This is a genomic window from Croceicoccus sp. Ery5 (genome assembly GCF_020985325.1).
In the GTDB taxonomy this organism is placed as follows: domain Bacteria; phylum Pseudomonadota; class Alphaproteobacteria; order Sphingomonadales; family Sphingomonadaceae; genus Croceicoccus.
The window spans coordinates 2081336-2100052 of sequence record NZ_CP087587.1 but is presented as its reverse complement, the minus strand read 5'-3'; the positions used below and the strand labels follow the sequence as shown (position 1 = coordinate 2100052).

At 61.9% G+C, this 18717-nt stretch carries 20 protein-coding genes; 9 read left to right on the top strand and 11 right to left on the bottom strand.

Going from position 1 to position 18717, the window contains the following annotated elements; genetic code table 11:
• The first annotated feature begins 28 nt into the window (after positions 1-28).
• The 6 genes from coaD (at position 29) to LOZ74_RS09895 (ending at position 5298) form a co-directional block, all read left to right on the top strand.
• Positions 29-550, top strand: a complete 522-nt coding sequence (gene coaD / locus LOZ74_RS09920) for a pantetheine-phosphate adenylyltransferase (protein ID WP_230291069.1) — start codon at positions 29-31, stop codon at positions 548-550.
• A 92-nt stretch (positions 551-642) separates the two neighbouring features.
• Positions 643-1407 carry a peptidylprolyl isomerase gene (locus LOZ74_RS09915; protein ID WP_230291068.1) on the top strand — a complete coding sequence of 255 codons (765 nt, stop codon included), beginning with the start codon at positions 643-645 and terminating at the stop codon, positions 1405-1407.
• Between the two features lie 47 nt (positions 1408-1454).
• Positions 1455-2519, top strand: coding sequence for a tRNA preQ1(34) S-adenosylmethionine ribosyltransferase-isomerase QueA (gene queA, locus LOZ74_RS09910; RefSeq protein WP_230291067.1), 1065 nt, complete (start codon positions 1455-1457; stop codon positions 2517-2519).
• A 46-nt stretch (positions 2520-2565) separates the two neighbouring features.
• Positions 2566-3525 (top strand): ABC transporter ATP-binding protein, encoded by a 960-nt coding sequence (locus LOZ74_RS09905; RefSeq protein ID WP_230293861.1) that lies wholly within the window; start codon positions 2566-2568, stop codon positions 3523-3525.
• Positions 3522-4289: an ABC transporter permease gene (locus LOZ74_RS09900; RefSeq protein ID WP_230291066.1), complete on the top strand. Its 768-nt coding sequence runs from the start codon at positions 3522-3524 to the stop codon at positions 4287-4289. The genes LOZ74_RS09905 and LOZ74_RS09900 overlap by 4 nt, the downstream gene beginning before the upstream one ends.
• A gap of 19 nt (positions 4290-4308) precedes the next feature.
• Entirely contained in the window at positions 4309-5298 is a 990-nt protein-coding gene (locus LOZ74_RS09895) for a YdiY family protein (protein WP_230291065.1), read from the top strand.
• Here the strand turns inward: LOZ74_RS09895 and LOZ74_RS09890 are convergent.
• Complete coding sequence (locus LOZ74_RS09890; protein WP_230293860.1) at positions 5295-5960, bottom strand: TSUP family transporter; 666 nt, start codon at positions 5958-5960, stop codon at positions 5295-5297. The genes LOZ74_RS09895 and LOZ74_RS09890 overlap by 4 nt on opposite strands.
• A gap of 209 nt (positions 5961-6169) precedes the next feature.
• Here LOZ74_RS09890 and tgt point away from each other — a divergent pair, with 209 nt between their 5' ends.
• Together tgt and LOZ74_RS09880 are read left to right on the top strand one after the other, a co-directional pair.
• The gene (gene tgt / locus LOZ74_RS09885; protein WP_230291064.1) at positions 6170-7291 is read left to right on the top strand and encodes a tRNA guanosine(34) transglycosylase Tgt; all 1122 of its coding nucleotides are present in this window, start codon (positions 6170-6172) and stop codon (positions 7289-7291) included.
• 85 nt (positions 7292-7376) lie between these two features.
• Positions 7377-9353, top strand: a complete 1977-nt coding sequence (locus LOZ74_RS09880) for a S9 family peptidase (RefSeq protein WP_230293859.1) — start codon at positions 7377-7379, stop codon at positions 9351-9353.
• On the opposite strand, the gene LOZ74_RS09875 is transcribed toward LOZ74_RS09880, so the two are convergent.
• Both LOZ74_RS09875 and rpsD read right to left on the bottom strand, forming a co-directional pair.
• Positions 9350-9517, bottom strand: a complete 168-nt coding sequence (locus LOZ74_RS09875) for a hypothetical protein (RefSeq protein ID WP_230291063.1) — start codon at positions 9515-9517, stop codon at positions 9350-9352. The genes LOZ74_RS09880 and LOZ74_RS09875 overlap by 4 nt on opposite strands.
• 141 nt (positions 9518-9658) lie before the next feature.
• The gene (gene rpsD, locus LOZ74_RS09870; protein ID WP_230280991.1) at positions 9659-10273 is read right to left on the bottom strand and encodes a 30S ribosomal protein S4; all 615 of its coding nucleotides are present in this window, start codon (positions 10271-10273) and stop codon (positions 9659-9661) included.
• Positions 10274-10540: 267 nt separating this feature from the next.
• Here rpsD and LOZ74_RS09865 point away from each other — a divergent pair, with 267 nt between their 5' ends.
• Positions 10541-10849, top strand: a complete 309-nt coding sequence (locus tag LOZ74_RS09865; RefSeq protein ID WP_230291062.1) for a chorismate mutase — start codon at positions 10541-10543, stop codon at positions 10847-10849.
• Between the two features lie 2 nt (positions 10850-10851).
• On the opposite strand, the gene LOZ74_RS09860 is transcribed toward LOZ74_RS09865, so the two are convergent.
• The 8 genes from LOZ74_RS09860 to dnaG all read right to left on the bottom strand — a co-directional run bounded on the left by LOZ74_RS09860 (position 10852) and on the right by dnaG (position 18713).
• Positions 10852-11124: a DUF4242 domain-containing protein gene (locus tag LOZ74_RS09860; protein WP_230291061.1), complete on the bottom strand. Its 273-nt coding sequence runs from the start codon at positions 11122-11124 to the stop codon at positions 10852-10854.
• Between the two features lie 70 nt (positions 11125-11194).
• On the bottom strand, positions 11195-11938 hold the full coding sequence (locus LOZ74_RS09855; RefSeq protein WP_230291060.1) for an RNA methyltransferase: 744 nt from the start codon (positions 11936-11938) through the stop codon (positions 11195-11197).
• Positions 11922-12398, bottom strand: a complete 477-nt coding sequence (gene nrdR / locus LOZ74_RS09850) for a transcriptional regulator NrdR (protein ID WP_230280995.1) — start codon at positions 12396-12398, stop codon at positions 11922-11924. The genes LOZ74_RS09855 and nrdR overlap by 17 nt, the downstream gene beginning before the upstream one ends.
• 14 nt (positions 12399-12412) lie before the next feature.
• On the bottom strand, positions 12413-12592 hold the full coding sequence (locus LOZ74_RS09845; protein ID WP_230291059.1) for a hypothetical protein: 180 nt from the start codon (positions 12590-12592) through the stop codon (positions 12413-12415).
• A 19-nt stretch (positions 12593-12611) separates the two neighbouring features.
• Complete coding sequence (gene glyA, locus LOZ74_RS09840; RefSeq protein WP_230291058.1) at positions 12612-13910, bottom strand: serine hydroxymethyltransferase; 1299 nt, start codon at positions 13908-13910, stop codon at positions 12612-12614.
• Positions 13911-13988: 78 nt separating this feature from the next.
• Positions 13989-14444, bottom strand: coding sequence for a ribose 5-phosphate isomerase B (gene rpiB / locus LOZ74_RS09835; protein ID WP_230291057.1), 456 nt, complete (start codon positions 14442-14444; stop codon positions 13989-13991).
• Positions 14445-14701: 257 nt separating this feature from the next.
• Positions 14702-16732: an RNA polymerase sigma factor RpoD gene (gene rpoD / locus LOZ74_RS09830; RefSeq protein ID WP_230280999.1), complete on the bottom strand. Its 2031-nt coding sequence runs from the start codon at positions 16730-16732 to the stop codon at positions 14702-14704.
• 94 nt (positions 16733-16826) lie between these two features.
• On the bottom strand, positions 16827-18713 hold the full coding sequence (gene dnaG / locus LOZ74_RS09825) for a DNA primase (protein WP_230291056.1): 1887 nt from the start codon (positions 18711-18713) through the stop codon (positions 16827-16829).
• Positions 18714-18717 lie beyond the last annotated feature (4 nt).

The following is an 18717-nucleotide window of genomic DNA, read 5'->3' as shown; positions in this document are numbered from 1 at the left end:
CAACAGAAAAACACGCGGGAGCAGGATTTTGAGTGACAGGCACGAGCAGGTCGGCATTTACCCGGGGACGTTCGACCCGATCACCCTGGGCCATTGCGACATCATCCGTCGTGGCGCGAAGCTGGTCGACCGGCTGATTATCGGGGTCACGACCAATCCGTCCAAGAATCCGATGTTCTCCCCCGAAGAGCGCATGGCGATGGTAGAGCGCGAAGTGGCCGCCATGGGCGTCCAGAATGCCGAAGTCGTCGGCTTCAACGCCTTGCTGATGCGCTTTGCGGAAAAGCAGGGGGCACAAGTGATCGTGCGCGGCCTGCGCGCCGTGGCCGATTTCGAATATGAATATCAAATGGCGGGCATGAACCAGCAATTGAACGACGATATCGAAACCGTCTTTCTGATGGCCGATGTCTCGCTGCAGCCGATTGCGTCGAAGCTGGTCAAGGAAATCGCGCAATTCGGCGGCGACATCTCGCCCTTCGTCAGCCCCGCGGTAAAGGATGATGTAGTAGCGCGCGTGGCGCAGCAGGGGTTGAAGGGCGATTACTGAACCGGCACCTGTGGCCGTGATCGAGGCGATTTATTCATTTAACTGACAGCGCGCACTGGCTAAGCGGCTGCGCAGTTTACAAGGGATTTTTGATGACCATCCGTATTTCGATGCCCGACCGCCCGTGGATCAAGGCAGGCGTTGCCGCCGCCGCACTGGGTCTGGCCGGGCTTGGCCTGCCGGTTGCCGCGCTGGCGCAGGCCGACGAGGAAGCGTCCGAAACGCTGAGCAAGGATCAGGTCGAGGCGACCGCGCCGGCTCCCGCATCGGCCTATGGCCCCGAATATTGGACCGTGAACACCGATGCCAGCGTCGATCCGGAAAATGTCTGGATTCTCGACCTTTCGAACGGCGGGCGCGTCACTATCCGCTTGAAGCCGGAATGGGCGTCGGAACATGTGAACCGCATCAAGACGCTGACCCAGCAGGGATTTTACGACGGCATCATCTTTCACCGCGTGATCGACGGATTCATGGCGCAGTCCGGCGATCCCAGCGGCACGGGCCGCGGCGGGTCCGAGCTTCCCGATCTGAAGGCCGAATTCAACCGCGTGCCCCATTTGCGCGGCACGGTTTCGATGGCGCGCATGGGCAATTCGAACGATTCGGCCAACAGCCAGTTCTTCATCGTGTTCTATCCGACCATGGCGATCGACGGAAAATACACCGTTTTCGGCCGCGTAATCGGCGGCATGAATTATGTCGACAATATCCAGCGCGGCCAGCCGCCCGCCAATCCCACGCGTATCGTTCAGGCATCTTTGGGCAGCCAGCATAAGGCCCCGCCCGCGGCGGCGGTTCCGGCGGGGGAAATCACCGCCGACATGCTGAATAATGCGGTTTCCGATCCGCAGTAGTAAGCCACGGACTTTCCATCGCGCGCGCACCCCACTATCGGGGCGCGATGCGAGTTGATGCTTTCGATTTCGAACTGCCGCCCGAACGGATCGCCCTGCGTCCGGCGCGTCCGCGCGATGCCGCGCGCATGTTGCTGGTCGAAGGGGGCGAGGGTGCCCTGACCGACCGCCATGTGCGCGATCTGCCGTTGCTGCTGTCACCGGGCGATGTGCTGGTGTTCAACGATACCCGCGTGATCCCTGCACAGCTTGACGGCGTTCGCCCCGCGCGGGATGGCGAGACGGGTGAAGGCGCAGGGATCGGCGCGACGCTGCACAAACGGATCGATTTACGGCGGTGGCAGGCCTTTGTGCGCAATGGCAAGCGCCTGCGCGAAGGCGACACCATCCGCTTTCCCGCCGATGTCACTGCCATCGCCGAAAACCGACTGCCCGACGGAAGCTGGACGCTGTCGTTTCAGGGCGATGAGCCGGTCGAAGTGCTGCTGGAGCGGGCAGGGCAAATGCCTTTGCCGCCCTATATCGCCGGCAAGCGCGGAACGGACGAGCAGGACCGCAGCGATTACCAGACCATGTTCGCCAAAGCCGACGGTGCGGTCGCGGCCCCGACTGCAGCCCTGCATTTCACCCCCGAACTGATCGCGGCGCTCGACGCGCGCGGTATCGGGCGGGAGACTTTGACCCTGCATGTCGGCGCTGGCACGTTCCTGCCGGTCAAGGCCGAGGATACCGACGATCATGCGATGCATGCCGAATGGGGCACCATCGATGCCGCCACCGCAGACCGGCTGAATGCCGTGCGAAGGGCGGGCGGGCGCGTTGTCGCCGTCGGCACGACCGTGCTGCGCCTGCTGGAGAGCGCTGCTGATGAAAATGATGGTATTCAGCCATTTGCGGGCGATACCTCGATCTTTATCACGCCCGGCTACCGGTTCCGCGCGGTCGATGCGCTGATGACGAATTTTCATTTGCCCAAATCAACCCTGTTCATGCTGGTCAGCGCGTTGATGGGGTTGGACGTGATGCAGGCGGCCTATGCCCATGCCATTGCCGCCGATTACCGCTTCTATAGCTATGGCGACAGCTCGCTGCTGATCCCGCCCAAGCGTTGATGCGGCACGCGCCTTGAAAAGCGGGGTTGGCGCGCCCACACAGGCAATCGTGGAAACCATACTCGATATTCGCGGCCTGTCGAAAACGTATCCCGGCAGGGGCAGCGCGCCGCCCGTTACCGCCCTCGACAATGTGGACCTGCAAATCCGCAAGGGAGAGATTTTCGCCCTGCTGGGCCCCAATGGTGCGGGTAAGACGACATTGATCGGCGCGGTGTGCGGCATGGTGCGCCCCACGGGCGGCACGGTGACGGCATTCGGGCATGATATGGCGCATGACTGGCGCCGCATGCGGTCGCGCATCGGACTGGTGCCGCAGGAATTGTCGATAGACATCTTCGAAAAGGTTCACCGCGCCGTGGCCTATTCGCGCGGGCTGTTCGGCAAGCCCGCCGATCCCGCCCGGATCGAGGAAGTGCTGAAAACCCTGTCGCTGTGGGACAAGCGGGATGCGCAATTGCGCGCTCTGTCGGGCGGTATGAAGCGCCGGGTGCTGATCGCAAAGGCGCTGGCGCATGATCCCGACCTGCTGTTCCTCGACGAGCCGACCGCGGGCGTGGACGTCGAACTGCGGCGCGACATGTGGCAGACCATCGGCCGCTTGCGCGAGCAGGGCGTGACGGTGATCCTGACCACCCATTACATCGAAGAGGCCGAGGAAATGGCCGACCGCGTCGGCGTGATCAACAAGGGGCGCATCCTGTTGGTCGACGACAAGACCGAGATCATGAAGCGAATGGGCAGGACCGAGGCGTGTTTCAGCCTTGCGCAGCCCCTGACCGCGCTTCCCGCGGCGTTGGACGGATTTCCCGTTGCGCTGGAGGATGGCGGCCGCAGCATCGTGTTCCGCGGCGGGGACGGCAGCGGTCTGGGCAAGGAGCAGGTGGCTGAAATCGCCAAGATCCTTGTCACCGGCGGTATCGATTTCAACGGCATCGACCAGCAGGAATCGAGCCTTGAGGATATTTTCGTCCGTCTGGTCGAGGAAGAGGGGGCGGCGGCATGAGCTTCAACCTCACCAGTGCGCTGACGATCTATCGCACCGAATTGCTGCGCTTCCTGCGCACCGCTTTCGGTTCTCTGGTCTCTCCGGTTCTGACGACATGCCTGTATTTCATCGTTTTCGGCGCAGCCATCGGCGGGCGCATGAACGAGATCGGGGGCGTCGATTACGGCGCGTTCATCGTGCCGGGCCTGTTGCTTTTGACCATGCTGTCGGAAAGCACCGCAAATGCCAGTTTTGGCATCTATATGCCGCGGTTTACCGGTTCGATCTATGAATTGCTGTCCGCGCCCGTCGGGGTCGCGGAGACTTTGGCCGGATTTGTCGGTGCGGCAGTCACCAAATCGTTGATCCTTGCCGCGATCATCCTGATCACCGCCAACCTGTTCGTCGATTACCACATCGCCCATCCGGTCGCGGCGTTCCTGTTCATTCTGCTGGTCGCCACGGCTTTCTCTTTGCTGGGATTTATCCTCGGTCTGTGGGCCGACGGGTTCGAGAAACTGCAGATGGTGCCGCTGCTGCTATTGACCCCGCTGACGTTCCTGGGCGGCACGTTCTATTCGATCGACATGCTGGCCGAGCCGTGGCGCACGGCGGCGCTGTTCAACCCCATCGTCTATCTCGTCAGCGGGCTGCGCTGGACGTTTTACGGGCAGGCGGATGTCTCTATTGCGGTTGCAACAGGGCTGACCATTGCGTTTCTTGTGCTGTGCGTGACTGTTATCGCTATTATTTTTCAAACAGGCTGGCGGCTGCGCGAGTGATTTGATACCGCGCTGCGTCATGAAATCACGGTCGCTGATTATTGCTTCGCTTGCGGCCACTGCCGCCACACCTGCCTTTGCGCAGGATGCCGTTTATATCGAGCCTTATCCCCGCCCCGAAGTGCCCGAGCCGGAGCCTGCGGGCCTGCCCGATGCCGCGCGCGAGATGGTCGAGACGGCGATTGCCACCGGCGACCCCGACAAGGTGAATACGGTGATCCAGATCGCCCGCCACACCTATCCTGCCGGCGGGCCGGAACTCGACAGGCTGGAAGCCGCGTTCAAGGCCAATCGCCAGCGCATCGTCGCCGCGGAAGAGGCGCGCAAGCGCGAATCGCTGCGCAATGCCGGTCCGCTGGAAGGTTGGACCGGCAAGGGCGAATTCGGCGCCCTGGCATCCAGCGGCAATAGCGAGGATCTGGGCGTGACCGCCGCGTTCCGCGCCAATCGCGTCGGGCTGACATGGCGGCATCGCGTCACCGCGCGCTTCGATTTCCAGCGTAGCGACGGGGATACGACGCGCGAACGCTATCTCGCTTCGTACGAGCCCAGCTTCGACCTGTCGAAACGGGCCTTCGTCTATGGCCTCGCGCAATACGAGCGTGACGAGTTCGCGGGCTTTTCCTCCCGCTATTCGGCATCGTCCGGTATCGGTTATCGTCCGTTCGACCGCGACGGCTTGCGGTTGGAGCTTAAGGGCGGCCCCGCATGGCGGCGCACCGAACTGGTCGATCCGCTGACAGCGTCCAGTGATGACAGCTATCTCGCGGCGTTGGCAGCGATGGAGCTGGAGTGGCGGATTGCGGACAATCTGACCTTAACCGAAAGCGCGAACGCGTTCATCCATTCCAGCAATTCGACCTATCTGGCGCTGACCGGACTGGAAGCAGGCATCGGCAAGCGGCTGAAGGCGCGGCTGTCCTATAGCATCGAATATGATACCGATCCGCCGGTCGATACCGAAGCGACCGATACGCTGTCGCGCATTTCGCTGATTTACGATTTCTAGGCCGTAAACCAGCCCCAGATCAGCTTGGCGGTAAGCGCAAGGCTGACCGCGACGAGCAGGGGGCGGATCAGTTTGGCCCCGTGCTTCACGGCGAATTTCGATCCGATCCACGACCCCGTCATCGCGCCCAGCGCGCACGCGATGCCCAGCGTCCAAATGATCTTCCCGCCCGTGGCAAAAACAGTGACCGCCGCCACATTGGTCATCATGTTGAACAGCTTTGCGTGGGCCGTTGCGCGCGTCAGACCTTCGCCGCGTAATCCAACTTGTGTGGCGGCAAAGAAGCTACCGGTACCGGGACCGAAGAATCCGTCGTAAAAACCGATCGCGCCGGCCACGGGGGCATATCCCTTGCGCGTCACTAGATGGTGGGCCTGCACGTCATCCATCTTGGGTGACAAAAGAACATAAAGCGCAACTGCCATCAGAAGCAGCGGAACGATCAATTCCAGTGCGCGACTGGATATCTGCTGCACAAGCAAAGATCCGATGGCGGCACCGATCAGGGCAATGATAGCCAGCCATTTCTCTTTGCGCCAATCAACCAGACCGGCCCGCGCGTAGTTGAAAAAAGCTGTCGAACTAGCCCCGATAGCCTGACACTTGTTGGTGCCGAGAGCCAGTTGCGGCGGAATGCCCGCAAACAGCAAGGCGGGCATCATGACCAATCCGCCGCCGCCTGCGATGGAGTCGATGAAACCGGTGCAAATGGCAAGGCATCCAAGGGCGACAATCAGCCAGATTTCAATTTCCATGACCGCGCATGTAACGGTTGGGGGACTATTGGCAAACAGGAATGCAGGATACCTGCCTGTAGCTGGCGAATCTTCACTGATGACGCGCCGCGCGCAAGGCGCTAGGCGCGCAGGCCATGACCCGTTTCCAGTTCACCATCCATGCCCGCGAAGGCAAAGCCCGCACGGGCGAGATCGCCATGCCGCGCGGCGCGATCCGCACGCCCGCTTTCATGCCTGTCGGTACGGCTGCCACGGTCAAGGCCATGAAGGTGGAAGATGTCCGCAAGACGGGTGCCGATATTATTCTCGGCAATACCTATCACCTGATGCTGCGTCCGGGTGCGGAACGCGTGGCGCGGCTTGGCGGGTTGCACACATTCATGGGCTGGGACCGCCCGATCCTGACCGACAGTGGCGGTTATCAGGTGATGAGCCTGTCCGAACTGCGCAAGATCACCGAGGAAGGGGTGACATTCAAAAGTCACCTCGACGGATCGCGCCATTCGCTGACGCCCGAACGGAGCATGGAAATCCAGCGTCTGCTGGGCAGCGATATCGTGATGGCGTTCGATGAATGCCCGCGCGCCGACCGCCCGCGCGACGAGATTGCGGCCTCGATGGAAATGTCGATGCGCTGGGCAAGGCGCAGCCGCGAGGGGTTCGACAGTGGCGGGGAACACGCCGCGCGTTCGGCGCTGTTCGGCATCCAGCAGGGCGCCCTGGACGAGGAACTGCGCAAGATCAGCGCCGAAAAGCTGACCGAGATCGGCTTTGACGGCTATGCCGTTGGCGGTCTGGCCGTGGGAGAGGGACAAGAGGCGATGTTCGCCACGCTCGACTTTGCGCCCGCGCAATTGCCCGATGACCGGCCCCGCTATCTGATGGGCGTGGGCAAGCCCGACGATCTGGTCGGCGCGGTAGAGCGCGGGATCGATATGTTCGATTGCGTGCTGCCCAGCCGTTCGGGCCGCAACGGGCAGGCGTTTACCTGGCATGGCCCGATCAACATCCGCAACGCGCGCTTTGCCGAAGATCAGGAGCCGCTGGACAGCCGCTGCACCTGTCCCACGTGCGGCAAATATTCGCGTGCCTATCTGCACCATCTGGTGCGCGCAGGCGAAATCCTTGGCGCGATGCTGATGACCGAGCATAATCTCTCATTCTATCAGCAGCTTATGCAGGCCATGCGCGATGCCATCGCGGGGGGGCGGTTCGCGACATTTGCAGCGGATTTCCGGCGCGATTATCTGCGCTGATCCTGCGGGGTTTTCTTTTAACGACTTGCAGTTAAGCTGGCTGCCGGACGATCGGAAAATCGAAGGGGCAGTTATCTTGAAATATGTGTTGCGTGCCGCGCCTGCGGCGCTTTGCCTGTGCGCGCCTGCCGTGTCGGCGCAGGATCTGGGCATCGATGCCGCCGTGTTCGGTGCGCGCGAATCGGTTACCGACATTGCGCTCTCGCCCTCGGGCGAAAAGATCCTCTTCGTAGAGCCGGGGCGTGAAGCGGACGAGACGGTTTTCGTCGTCGATCTGGTCAATGATCCGACGCCGCGCCCGCTCTTCGTCGCAAACGAGGCCCGTGCCCGGCTGAGCGGGTGTTACTGGGCCGAGGAAGACGCCATTGTCTGCAACATCTATGCCTATGCCGATGTCAGCGGGTTTCAGGTCGGTTTCAATCGCGTGCTGGGGATCGATCCCGAAAGCGGCAAATCGACCATGCTCAGCGCCCGCAGCGATTATCGCAGCTATGGGCTGATGCAAAACGGCGGCGATCTGGTGGCGCTGGATGTGGCGGGAGAGGATGGAAAGATCCTGATGACCCGCCAGTTCGTCAAGGAAAGCAGCGTCAACACGCGGCTTTACAATGACGAGGAAGGGTTCGGGGTCGAAATGGTCGATCCGCACAGTGGCAGCCGCCGGACTGTCGAACGTCCGAACCGGATTGCGATCGATTATATCGCCGATGAAAATGGACGGGTCCGCATCATGGGAACCCGCAGTTCGACCGGGGCAGGGGCCTATGACGGTTCGCAGGTCCGCTACAGCTTTCGGGCCAAAGGGTCGAACGACTGGCAGCCCGTTTCGGTCACCGATGACATTGCAGGGGTTACAACCGGTTTTCGCCCGCTGGCCGTCGATAGCAAGGCCGACGTCGCCTATGGGTTCGAAACCGTCGACGGCTATCAGGCTTTGAGCAGCGTGTCGCTTGACGGCGCTTCAACGCACAAGGTTTTGTTGAGGCGCAAAGATGTCGATGTCGACGGCCTGGTCCGGATTGGCCGCGACCGGCGCGTGATCGGCGCAAGCTATGCGACGGAAAAGCGGATCGTCGAATATTTCGATCCGGACATCGCCCGGTTCGCCAGATCGATCGGCGATGCCCTGCCGGGGCGTCCGCTGATCTCGATCGTGGATGCCAGCGAGGATGAAAGCAAGCTGCTGATCATTGCGTCCAGCGATACCGATCCCGGCATGGTTTATCTCTATGATCGCACCGATCGCCAACTGGCAGAACTGATGCCCGTCCGCGCGCCATTGGAAGGGCGCACGATGGGGGCGATGAAGCCGGTCTCGTTCCCGGCAGCCGATGGCACCGCGATCCCCGGCTATCTGACCCTGCCGCCCGGCAGCGACGGGAAAAAGCTGCGCGCCATCGTCATGCCGCATGGCGGTCCCGGCGCGCGCGACGAATGGGGCTTTGACTGGATGGTCCAGTTCTTTGCGGCGCAGGGTTATGCGGTGTTGCAGCCCAATTTTCGCGGTTCGGCAGGCTATGGCGATGCGTGGTTCGGACGCAACGGGTTCAAGGCGTGGGACGTTGCCATCAGCGATGTGAACAGCGCGGGCAAATGGCTGATCGATCAGGGCATCGCGGATGCCGACCATCTGTCCATCGTGGGCTGGTCCTATGGCGGGTATGCCGCATTGCAGAGCCAGGTCGTCGATCCGGACTTGTACAAGGCGGTGGTCGCTATTGCCCCCGTCACCGATCTGGACGCGTTAAAGGAAGAGAGTCGCTATTACCGCAATTTTTCGCTGGTACGGGAATTCGTCGGCAGCGGGCCGCATATCGATGCAGGATCACCTGCGCGCCATGCCGATGCATTTCGTGCGCCCGTTCTGCTCGTCCACGGCACGATGGACCTGAATGTCAGCGTGAGCCAGTCGCAGCTGATGAAGCGCAAATTGGAAGGCGCGGGGCGCAAGGTCGAATATCTGGAATTTGACGGGCTCGACCATTCGCTCGTCCACGGGCAGGCGCGGGGTATCATGCTTCGCCGTATCGGCGAATTTCTGGACGAAAGCCTGCCCGGCTAACGGGCGCCGACCGGCCGTTCTTCCAGCACTGTGCCGCGATAGGCGACGAAGTTTCCCGCCGCATCCAGAAAGCCCGCGCCGATGCGGTTGGCGAAGCGTTTTGCCTGTTCCAGCGTGGGGTACCATTTGCCTTTGCGGGCGGGCGTGACGAACCTGTATTCCATAGTGCCGGTAGAATGCCGTCCGGTCTTGCCGGTTCCAATATTTCTGTATGTTTCCGAACGGCTTGGCGCATTTGCCTTACGCCAACGAAAAAGGGCGGCCCCGCAGGACCGCCCCCTTTGTTCCGTAGTCCGGAAAACCGATCAGCGCGAGTAGAACTCGACCACCAGATTCGGTTCCATGCGGACGGGATAGGGAACCTCGTCCAGCGTGGGAACGCGGGTGAAGGTCACCTTGTCGGTGCCGTCGGTCGCGACATAGTCGGGGATCTCACGCTCGGGCAGGCTCTGCGCTTCGATGACCAGCGCCATTTCCTTGGCCTTATCGCCCAGCGAGATCACGTCGCCCACGAAGCAGCGGCGCGATGCAATGTTGCACTTCACGCCATTGACCTTGATGTGGCCGTGCGAAACGATCTGTCGTGCCGCGAAGATGGTCGGCGCGAACTTGGCGCGATAGACGATCATGTCGAGGCGCTGTTCCAGCAGGCCGATCAGGTTCTGGCTGGTATCGCCCTTCATGCGCGACGCTTCCTGATAGGTGCGCTTGAACTGCTTTTCGGTGACGTCGCCGTAATAGCCCTTGAGCTTCTGCTTGGCGCGCAGCTGCAGACCATAGTCCGAAACCTTGCTCTTGCGGCGCTGGCCGTGCTGGCCCGGGCCATACGAGCGACGGTTCACGGGGCTGTTGGGACGGCCCCAGATGTTTTCGCCCATGCGGCGGTCGAGTTTATGCTTCGAGGCTTTACGCTTCGACATAGTCTTTCCTTCAATATGCAGGCCATGGCGCCAGTTGCGCGGGCCGATTTGGGTTTTTCGTAGCCCGGATACGCACCATCCGGTCTGAAACCGGACGCGGCCGCCGCTTCACCGGGGTGCGGGGCCTATTGCGAGCGCGCGCATTTACAGAATTGTACCGGCCCGTCAAGTCCTGCGGCGGTCCGGTGCGCGTGCAGCCAGGCAAAGCAGCCAAGCAAACGGGCCGTTGCGCTGGACTTATTGCTCCGCACACGGCAAGGGCGTGCCATGGAAAAGGCAATCGAACCCGAACTCTGCCGCACGATGAAAGAAGTGCGCCAAGGCGTCGATGCGATCGATGCCGAACTGGTCGCGCTGCTTGCCCAGCGCTTCGGCTATATGCGCGCCGCCGCGCGGATCAAGCAGGACCGCAGCGCCGTGCGGGACGAGGACCGCAAGCGCGCCGTGATCGAGGCTGCCGTCGCCGCCGCACGCGCGCAGGGCATGCCCGATGATTTCATCGCGCGCCTGTGGGAAGATCTGGTCGAGACTTCCATCGCCTATGAAGACGGGGAATGGGTGCGTCAGCGCGGCTGATCTCACTCGGCGGTCATCGGGCTGATCCGTGCCTTGATTTCGCTGATGCTGTTCGCTGGAAAGCCTGCCGTCTCGGCATGGGTCTTGATCAGTTCCTCGCTCGGCGCGCAATAGATGCAATAGATCTTGTCGGCCGTGACATAGCTGTGGACCCACTGGATATCGGGACCCAGATCGCGCAGCACATTGCAACTTGTCTGCGATGCGCCTTTCAAGCCTGCCGCATCGGTGTCGCCGACACCCGGCATCTCGCGTTCGATCACATATTCCGGCATCGAATGTCCTCCCTCGTCGGGGAGCGACCCGTGGGACATATTATCACGAAGCGGTGCGGGTGCGAATGGCTCAATCGTCGCGCGGGCCACGGGCCAGCGCGCTCAGCACGCCGCGCATCGTGCGGATTTCCAGATGGTTCCACGCAGGTTTGGTCAGCATGGTACGCAAAGTGCGCCGCGTTGCCTGTGCGCGGCTTTCGGGCCGGAAATAGCCGCAGGGCTCCAGCATCGCTTCCAGCTGGCCGATCATGCTGTCCAGCTCTTCCTGCGGGGCAGGGGGAAGCAATTCCTCGCTCGTCGGTTGTGCCAGATCGCGTGATTTCGACCATTCATAGCTGAGCAGGATCACGGCCTGCGCCAGATTGAGCGAGCCGAATTCCGGATTGATCGGCACCGTAACGATGGTGCGTGCCAGCGCCACATCGTCGGTCTCCAGCCCCGAACGTTCGGGACCGAACAGGATCGCGTGGCGACCTGCCATGGTCGCCATTTCGCGCGCGGCTTCCTCGGGCGTCAGCACCGGCTTGGTCACGCCGCGCTTGCGCACGGTGGTGGCGTGGACATGCGCGCAATCGGCCACTGCATCGGCCACGCTGTCGAAAACCTGCGCCTGTTCCAGCACGATATCCGCGCCCGACGCTGCAGGACCGGCCGAAGGATTGGGCCAACCGTCGCGCGGGGCGACCAGCCGCATTTCGGTCAGGCCGAAATTCAGCATGGCGCGCGCGGCCTTGCCGATATTCTCGCCCAGTTGCGGGCGGACAAGGACGATAACGGGGTTGTGCGCTCCGTTCGGATCAGTCGGCTGCGACATCGCGCACCGTGCTGGCGAATTGTTCGAAATCGCTTGCTTCGCTGAACTCGCGATAGACGCTGGCAAAGCGGATATAGGCCACGGAATCGAGCTGGCGCAGCCCCTCCATCACCAGTTCGCCGATATCGGCCGAAGGAATCTCGCTCTCGCCGCGTGTTTCCAACTGCCGCTGCACGCCCGACACCAGCCGGTCGATCTGCTCGTGCGAGATGTCCCGCTTGCGGCAGGCAAGACGCACGGCCAGTTCCAGCTTGGCACGGTCGAACGGCTCGCGGCGCGGATCCTCGTCCGGTCCGCGCGACTTGAGCACAGTCACTTCGCGCAGCTGGATGCGTTCGAAGGTGGTAAAGCGCGCGCCGCAACCCTCGCACTGGCGGCGACGGCGGATGGCGCTTCCGTCTTCGGCGGGCCGGCTGTCTTTGACCTGGCTCGATTCATTCGCACAGAAAGGGCAACGCACTTATCGTAATACCTTCAGATCTTGCCCTTGGCCTTGGCATAGCCCAGCCCGCCGCCGACAATGGCGCCCAGAATGGGCCCGACGAATGGCACCGGAATGGCAATCACTGCACCGACAGCGCCCCATTTGGCCGCTTTCCGCGCTTCGGGTGACATTCCGTTCCAGTAATCCTTGATACCGCCGGGCTCGCTCATTTCGGGCTCCTGTTCAGAATTAATCCTCGTAGATCGGAAAACGATCGCACAGGGCTTCGACGCGCGCGCGGACATTCTGTTCCACCTGCGCATCGCCAGCCTCGCCGCATTTGGCCAGGCCATCGAGGACATCGGCGACCATATGGCCGATCTCGCGGAATTCCTCCGGTCCGAACCCGCGCGTCGTACCCGCGGGCGAACCGACGCGGATGCCGCTGGTCTTCATGGGGGGCAGCGGGTCGAAAGGGATGCCGTTCTTGTTGCAGGTGATGCCCGCGCGCTCCAGCGCTTCGTCGGCATCCTTGCCGGTCACGCCCAGCGGCGAAAGGTCGATCAGCGCCAGATGCGTATCGGTGCCGCCCGACACGATCTCGGCGCCGCGGTCTTTCAACGTGGCGGCCAGAACCTGCGCATTTTCGACAACAAGGCGGCTATAGGTCTTGAACTCGGGACGCAGCGCCTCTCCGAATGCGACGGCCTTGGCTGCGATCACATGCATCAGCGGCCCGCCCTGAAGCCCGGGGAACACGGCCGAGTTGATTTTCTTGGCCAGCTTTTCGTCATTGGTCAGGATCATGCCGCCACGCGGACCGCGCAAGGTCTTGTGCGTGGTGGTGGTGGCGATATGCGCATGCGGGAAGGGCGAGGGGTGTATACCCGCAGCGACCAGCCCGGCGAAATGGGCCATATCGACCTGGAACAGCGCATCGACCGAATCCGCGATGGCGCGCATGCGGGCAAAGTCGATGATCCGCGGATAGGCGCTGCCGCCCGCGATGATCAGCTTTGGCTGGTGTTCTTTCGCCAGACGCTCGACTTCGTCGTAATCGATCTGGTGCGTGTCCTTGGTTACGCCATATTGCACGGCATTGAACCATTTGCCCGACATGGCCGCCCGCGCGCCATGCGTAAGATGGCCGCCCGCGTCGAGGCTCATCCCAAGGATCGTGTCGCCCGGCTTTACCGTCGCCAGCAGCACTGCGCCATTGGCCTGCGCGCCCGAATGGGGCTGCACATTGGCGAATTCGCAATCGAACAGTTGCTTGGCGCGATCGATGGCCAGTTGCTCGACCGAATCCGAAGGTTCGCACCCCTGGTAATAGCGGCGGCCGGGGTAACCCTCGGCATATTTGTTCGTGAACACCGAACCCTGCGCAGCCAGCACGGCCTTGGACACGATATTCTCGCTTGCGATCAGTTCGATCTGCTTGCGCTCGCGCTTCAGCTCGTGATTGATGGCATCGGCGACTGCGGGGTCCGAGGCGGCAATATCATCGGTGAAGAACCCGCTGCTGCGGATCGCGGTGTCGACGGTCATGATGTCTCTTTCAAGTCTGTATCGGGATCAGGATGGCGTCTGGTTCGGGAATGCGTTCGGTTCAGGAATACGTTCGGTTCAGGACTGTGTTTTCGTGACGAATGGCGGTGCGGACAGCTTGTCGACGCGGCCTTCATGGCGGCCGCCTTCGAAACGGCCGACCATAAAGGCTGCGATGCAAGCCTTGGCCATGTCGATGCCCGTCAGCCGTGCGCCAAGGGCGATTGCATTGGCGTCGTTATGTTCGCGCGCCAGCATGGCCGAAAGCGGTTCGCTGACCAGGGCGCAGCGCATGGCGGGGTGGCGGTTGACGGCAATGGAAATGCCGATGCCCGACCCGCAAACCGCGATGCCGAATTCCGAAGCACCACCCGCGACGGCAAGGGCCAGCTTGTAACCGAAATCGGGGTAATCGACACGTGCATCGCTTTGCGGACCGCAATCGGTGACGACATGGCCTTCATCGGCCAGCCAGCGGGCGATATCCTGTTTCAGGTCAAAGCCTGCATGATCGGAAGCGATGGCAATGCGCATGGACGGCCCTGTTTCAGTTTCGGGACTCGGTGTGTTCGGGCACGCGCATAATGTGAACCGGCGCGATTGGCCACCGCAAACGGGGTTTGTCTGCGGATAGCCCGAATTTGTCGCAGCAGCCCTGCCTTATCCGCCCCGGCATCATCCAACCCCGCATCATCCGAATCCGCGTCATCCTGACCCGAAGGCCCCAAGCGCAAAGGGCCCCGCCGGACGCAAGTCCGGCAAGGGCCCCCGAATGCGGCGTAATGAACGGCTTACTGATCCAGAAAGCTGCGCATCTTGCGGCTGCGGCTCGGGTGCTTCAGCTTTCTGAGCGCCTTGGCCTCGATCTGGCGGATACGTTCGCGGGTCACGCTGAACTGCTGGCCGACTTCTTCCAGCGTGTGATCGGTGTTCATGCCGATACCGAAACGCATGCGCAAAACGCGTTCCTCACGCGGGGTCAGGCTGGCAAGGACGCGGGTAACGGTTTCCTTCAGGTTTGCCTGAATGGCCGCATCCACGGGGATGATCGCATTCTTGTCCTCGATGAAATCGCCCAGATGCGAATCTTCCTCGTCGCCAATCGGCGTTTCGAGGGAGATCGGCTCCTTGGCGATCTTCATCACCTTGCGAACCTTTTCGAGCGGCATCGAAAGACGCTCGGCCATTTCCTCGGGCGTGGGTTCGCGCCCCTGCTCGTGCAGGAACTGGCGGGATGTGCGGACCAGCTTGTTGATCGTCTCGATCATATGGACCGGAATGCGGATCGTGCGGGCCTGATCCGCGATCGAACGCGTGATCGCCTGCCTGATCCACCATGTCGCATAGGTAGAGAACTTGTAGCCGCGGCGATATTCGAACTTGTCGACCGCCTTCATCAGACCGATGTTCCCTTCCTGAATCAGGTCGAGGAACTGCAAACCGCGATTGGTATATTTCTTGGCGATGGAAATCACGAGGCGCAGGTTCGCCTCGACCATTTCCTTCTTGGCGATACGCGCCTCACGCTCGCCCTTTTGCACCATGTTCACGATGCGACGGAATTCGGGCAGCGCCATGCCGGTCTGGCTGGCGATATCGGCGATTTCGGCGCGGATGCGCTCGACCGGATCGGCTTCCTTCTCGGCGAAGGCCGCCCACTTCTTGTCCTTTTTGGACACGGCCGTCAGCCATCCTTCGTCCAGCTCGTGCCCGACATAGGATTGCAGGAAATCGGCGCGCTTCACCTTGTGACGTTCGGCAAGGCGCAGCATCTGGCCGCCAAGCGCGGTCAGACGGCGATTGAAGGCATAAAGATTGTCGACCAGGAATTCGATCTTGGTCGCATGGAACTGCACGCTCTCAACCTCGGCGGTCAGCTCTTCGCGCAGGTTTTCGTACTTGTCTTCCTTGGCTTTCGAGAACGCGTCGCCGCGGCCCATGGCGTCGACCCGCTCGTTCTGCAGCTTTTCAAAGCTTTTGAACAGCTTGGTGATGCGTGCAAAGCGTTCCAGCGCGTCCGGCTTGAGCGCGGCCTCCATCTGGGCGAGAGAGAGGGTGTTGTCCTCCTCTTCCTCTTCCTTGCGGCGGCTCGAACCTTCTTCGCCGTCCTCGCCGTCTTCGCTCTCATCCTCGTCGTCGTCGTCATCGTCCTCTTTATAGGACGGGCCGGCGGTTTCTTCCGAAATCTCGCCGTCGCCTTCGTCGTCGTCGGTCAGGTTTTCTGGTGCGGGTTCCTTGGACAGCATCGCATCGAGATCGAGAATCTCGCGCAGTTGCATTTCCTCGTTATTGAGCGCTTCGGACCACTGGATGATGGCGTGGAACGTGATCGGGCTTTCGCACAGGCCCATGATCATCATGTCGCGGCCCGCCTCGATCCGCTTGGCAATGGCGATCTCGCCCTCGCGGCTCAGCAGTTCGACGGCGCCCATTTCGCGCAGATACATCCGCACGGGGTCGTCGGTCCGCTCGACCGTTTCCTTCTTCTTGGCGGGCGCCTTGTTGTCCTTGGGCGCGGTACCGTCATCCGAATCGGAATCGTCGTCATCGCCCGAATCGATTTCGTCGGGCGTATCGTCGCCATCTTCGGAATCGTCGTCGCTCTCGACGATATTGACGCCCATTTCCGAGATCGCGGACATCACATCCTCGATCTGCTCGGACGACATCTGGTCCTGCGGCAGCGCCTCGTTCAGTTCGTCATAGGTGATCACGCCGCGTTTTTTGGCGCGGGCGATCAGCTTCTTGATGGACGCTTCGTTGAGGTCGATCAGCGGCGCATCGCCATCGTTGCCGCCGCCGTTTGTCGTTTTGGTTGCCATTACCGCCTATTCATCTGTCTGATCGCCCGCCCGCCGGTCTGATTTCTGACCCGCCGGGGCAGTCGATCGTATGATTTCCTGCCAGCCTGATATTTTACTGACTGCCACCTCGCATGGCCGCCATTTGCATGAGGCGGGCATCGAATTCCAGCTTTCTCTTCAACAAGCGTTGCTGCTCGGCAAAAGATCCCTCCGGATCCTCGCCAAATCGCGCCGTTGCCGAAGCGAGGGCCGCCTCTATCGCAGGTCGTTCCACCAGCAGAGAGATAGCCTCCGTCAATTCCTTCGCGGCTTCGGCCTGTGTCGTCCGATCGGTCAGAAAGGCAAGTTTCATGCCGCCGATCGCATCCCCATTGGGCAGGGCCAGTCCACGTTCGGCCAATATGGCGGGAATATCGGGACTTTCAAGCGATCCCGCCGCGATTTGCCCCGTTTCCACAAGTTCGAGCAGCGCATCGAGCACACGGGCCTGTCCGGCATCGTCGGGGCGAAGCTGCGATATTTGCTCGGCGCGGGTTTCCAGCAAGGCAGGTTGCCGCATCAGGCCAAGGATGACTGCGCCCATCAACCGGTTCCGGGCCGAGGCAGGGCCAAGCTGGCGCAGCAGGGGCGAGGGCGGGGCGGCCGCGCGATCGTTGCGGGCAAAACCCCGCTTGCCCCCTTGTTGAAATCGCCCGCCTGACTGGCCGTTGTTTCCGAACTGGCGCGCCGCGCGGGGCGGGAAGGCGAATGCGGAAAAACGTTCCCGCAGGTCGCGGACATAGAGCGCGCGGATATCGGGATGCTGTATCGCGTCGGCATGCGCCATCAGCCGCTCTTTCAGACCCGCTTTTGCCTCGGGCGTGTCCGACGCTGTCGCTGCCTTCTCGTGCCGCCAGATCACGTCCAGAAGGTTTTCGCCCTTGTCCAGCAGCGCCTTCATCGCAGCGGGTCCGTCGCGGCGGATCAGATCGTCGGGGTCCAGCCCTTCCGGAAGGGTCACGATCGACAGGCTGTGACCGGGCCTGAGCATCGGCAGCGCCCGCTCTGCCGCGCGCATGGCCGCGCGCTGGCCCGCCGCATCTCCGTCGAAGCACAACACCGGTACCGGCACCATGCGCCACAAAAGCTCGATCTGCTGCTCTGTCAGTGCCGTACCCATCGGGGCAACCGCCTCGCCAATGCCCGCACCGGCCAGCGCGATCACATCCATATAGCCTTCGACCACGACCAGCCGGTCGCTCTGGCGCGAAGCGGCGGAGGCGCGGTGGATATTGTAAAGCGTGCGCCCCTTGTCAAAGACCGGAGTGTCGGGCGAATTCAGATATTTCGGCGCATTCTCGACCTTGGCCAATATGCGTCCGCCAAAGCCGATCACCCGTGCGCGGCGGTCCTGGATCGGCAGCATCAGCCGCCCGCGGAACCGGTCATAGGGTTCCTTGCCCTCGACCGTGATCAGCAGGCCCGCTTCGATCAGCATGTCGCGTTCGAAACCGGATAAAGCCTCTACGATCGCGCCCTTGGCATCGGGAGCGTAGCCGAAACCGAATTCGCGCTGCAACGCCTCGCCAATGCCGCGCTGTTTCAGATAGGCGCGCGCCGCTGCCCCATCCGGTCCTGCCAGATTGCGCACGAAGAAGCCCTGCGCTTCCGCCAATACGTCATGCAGCGATGCGCGCTGCTCTGCCGCTTGCGCATAGCGCGGATCGGGGGCGGGCACTTCCATCCCTGCCTGTTCGGCCAGTTCCTTGACCGCATCCATGAATGGCAGGCCGCGCTGGTCGGTCATCCAGCGGATCGCATCGCCATGCGCGCCGCAGCCAAAGCAGTGATAAAACTGCTTTTCGTCATTCACGTAAAAGCTGGGCGTATTCTCACTATGGAACGGGCAGCACGCCTTGAACTCACGCCCCGCGCGCTGCAGCTTTTCGGTACGCCCGATCAGCGCGGACAGCGTGATCCGCGAGCGTAATTCGTCCAGCCATTGGGGTGAAAGCGCCATCGGT

What these genes read in the sequence shown, in the direction of transcription:
- LOZ74_RS09895 (WP_230291065.1), top strand. Translation starts at nt 4,309, where the DNA reads ATGAAATCACGGTCGCTGATTATTGCTTCGCTTGCGGCCACTGCCGCC.
- LOZ74_RS09915 (WP_230291068.1), top strand. Translation starts at nt 643, where the DNA reads ATGACCATCCGTATTTCGATGCCCGACCGCCCGTGGATCAAGGCAGGC.
- dnaG (WP_230291056.1), bottom strand. Translation starts at nt 18,713, where the DNA reads ATGGCGCTTTCACCCCAATGGCTGGACGAATTACGCTCGCGGATCACG.
- rpsD (WP_230280991.1), bottom strand. Translation starts at nt 10,273, where the DNA reads ATGTCGAAGCGTAAAGCCTCGAAGCATAAACTCGACCGCCGCATGGGC.
- LOZ74_RS09845 (WP_230291059.1), bottom strand. Translation starts at nt 12,592, where the DNA reads ATGAGCGAGCCCGGCGGTATCAAGGATTACTGGAACGGAATGTCACCC.
- rpiB (WP_230291057.1), bottom strand. Translation starts at nt 14,444, where the DNA reads ATGCGCATTGCCATCGCTTCCGATCATGCAGGCTTTGACCTGAAACAG.
- LOZ74_RS09855 (WP_230291060.1), bottom strand. Translation starts at nt 11,938, where the DNA reads ATGTCGCAGCCGACTGATCCGAACGGAGCGCACAACCCCGTTATCGTC.
- LOZ74_RS09860 (WP_230291061.1), bottom strand. Translation starts at nt 11,124, where the DNA reads ATGCCGGAATATGTGATCGAACGCGAGATGCCGGGTGTCGGCGACACC.
- LOZ74_RS09900 (WP_230291066.1), top strand. Translation starts at nt 3,522, where the DNA reads ATGAGCTTCAACCTCACCAGTGCGCTGACGATCTATCGCACCGAATTG.
- LOZ74_RS09865 (WP_230291062.1), top strand. Translation starts at nt 10,541, where the DNA reads ATGGAAAAGGCAATCGAACCCGAACTCTGCCGCACGATGAAAGAAGTG.
- glyA (WP_230291058.1), bottom strand. Translation starts at nt 13,910, where the DNA reads ATGACCGTCGACACCGCGATCCGCAGCAGCGGGTTCTTCACCGATGAT.
- rpoD (WP_230280999.1), bottom strand. Translation starts at nt 16,732, where the DNA reads ATGGCAACCAAAACGACAAACGGCGGCGGCAACGATGGCGATGCGCCG.
- tgt (WP_230291064.1), top strand. Translation starts at nt 6,170, where the DNA reads ATGACCCGTTTCCAGTTCACCATCCATGCCCGCGAAGGCAAAGCCCGC.
- LOZ74_RS09890 (WP_230293860.1), bottom strand. Translation starts at nt 5,960, where the DNA reads ATGATGCCCGCCTTGCTGTTTGCGGGCATTCCGCCGCAACTGGCTCTC.
- LOZ74_RS09875 (WP_230291063.1), bottom strand. Translation starts at nt 9,517, where the DNA reads ATGGAATACAGGTTCGTCACGCCCGCCCGCAAAGGCAAATGGTACCCC.
- queA (WP_230291067.1), top strand. Translation starts at nt 1,455, where the DNA reads ATGCGAGTTGATGCTTTCGATTTCGAACTGCCGCCCGAACGGATCGCC.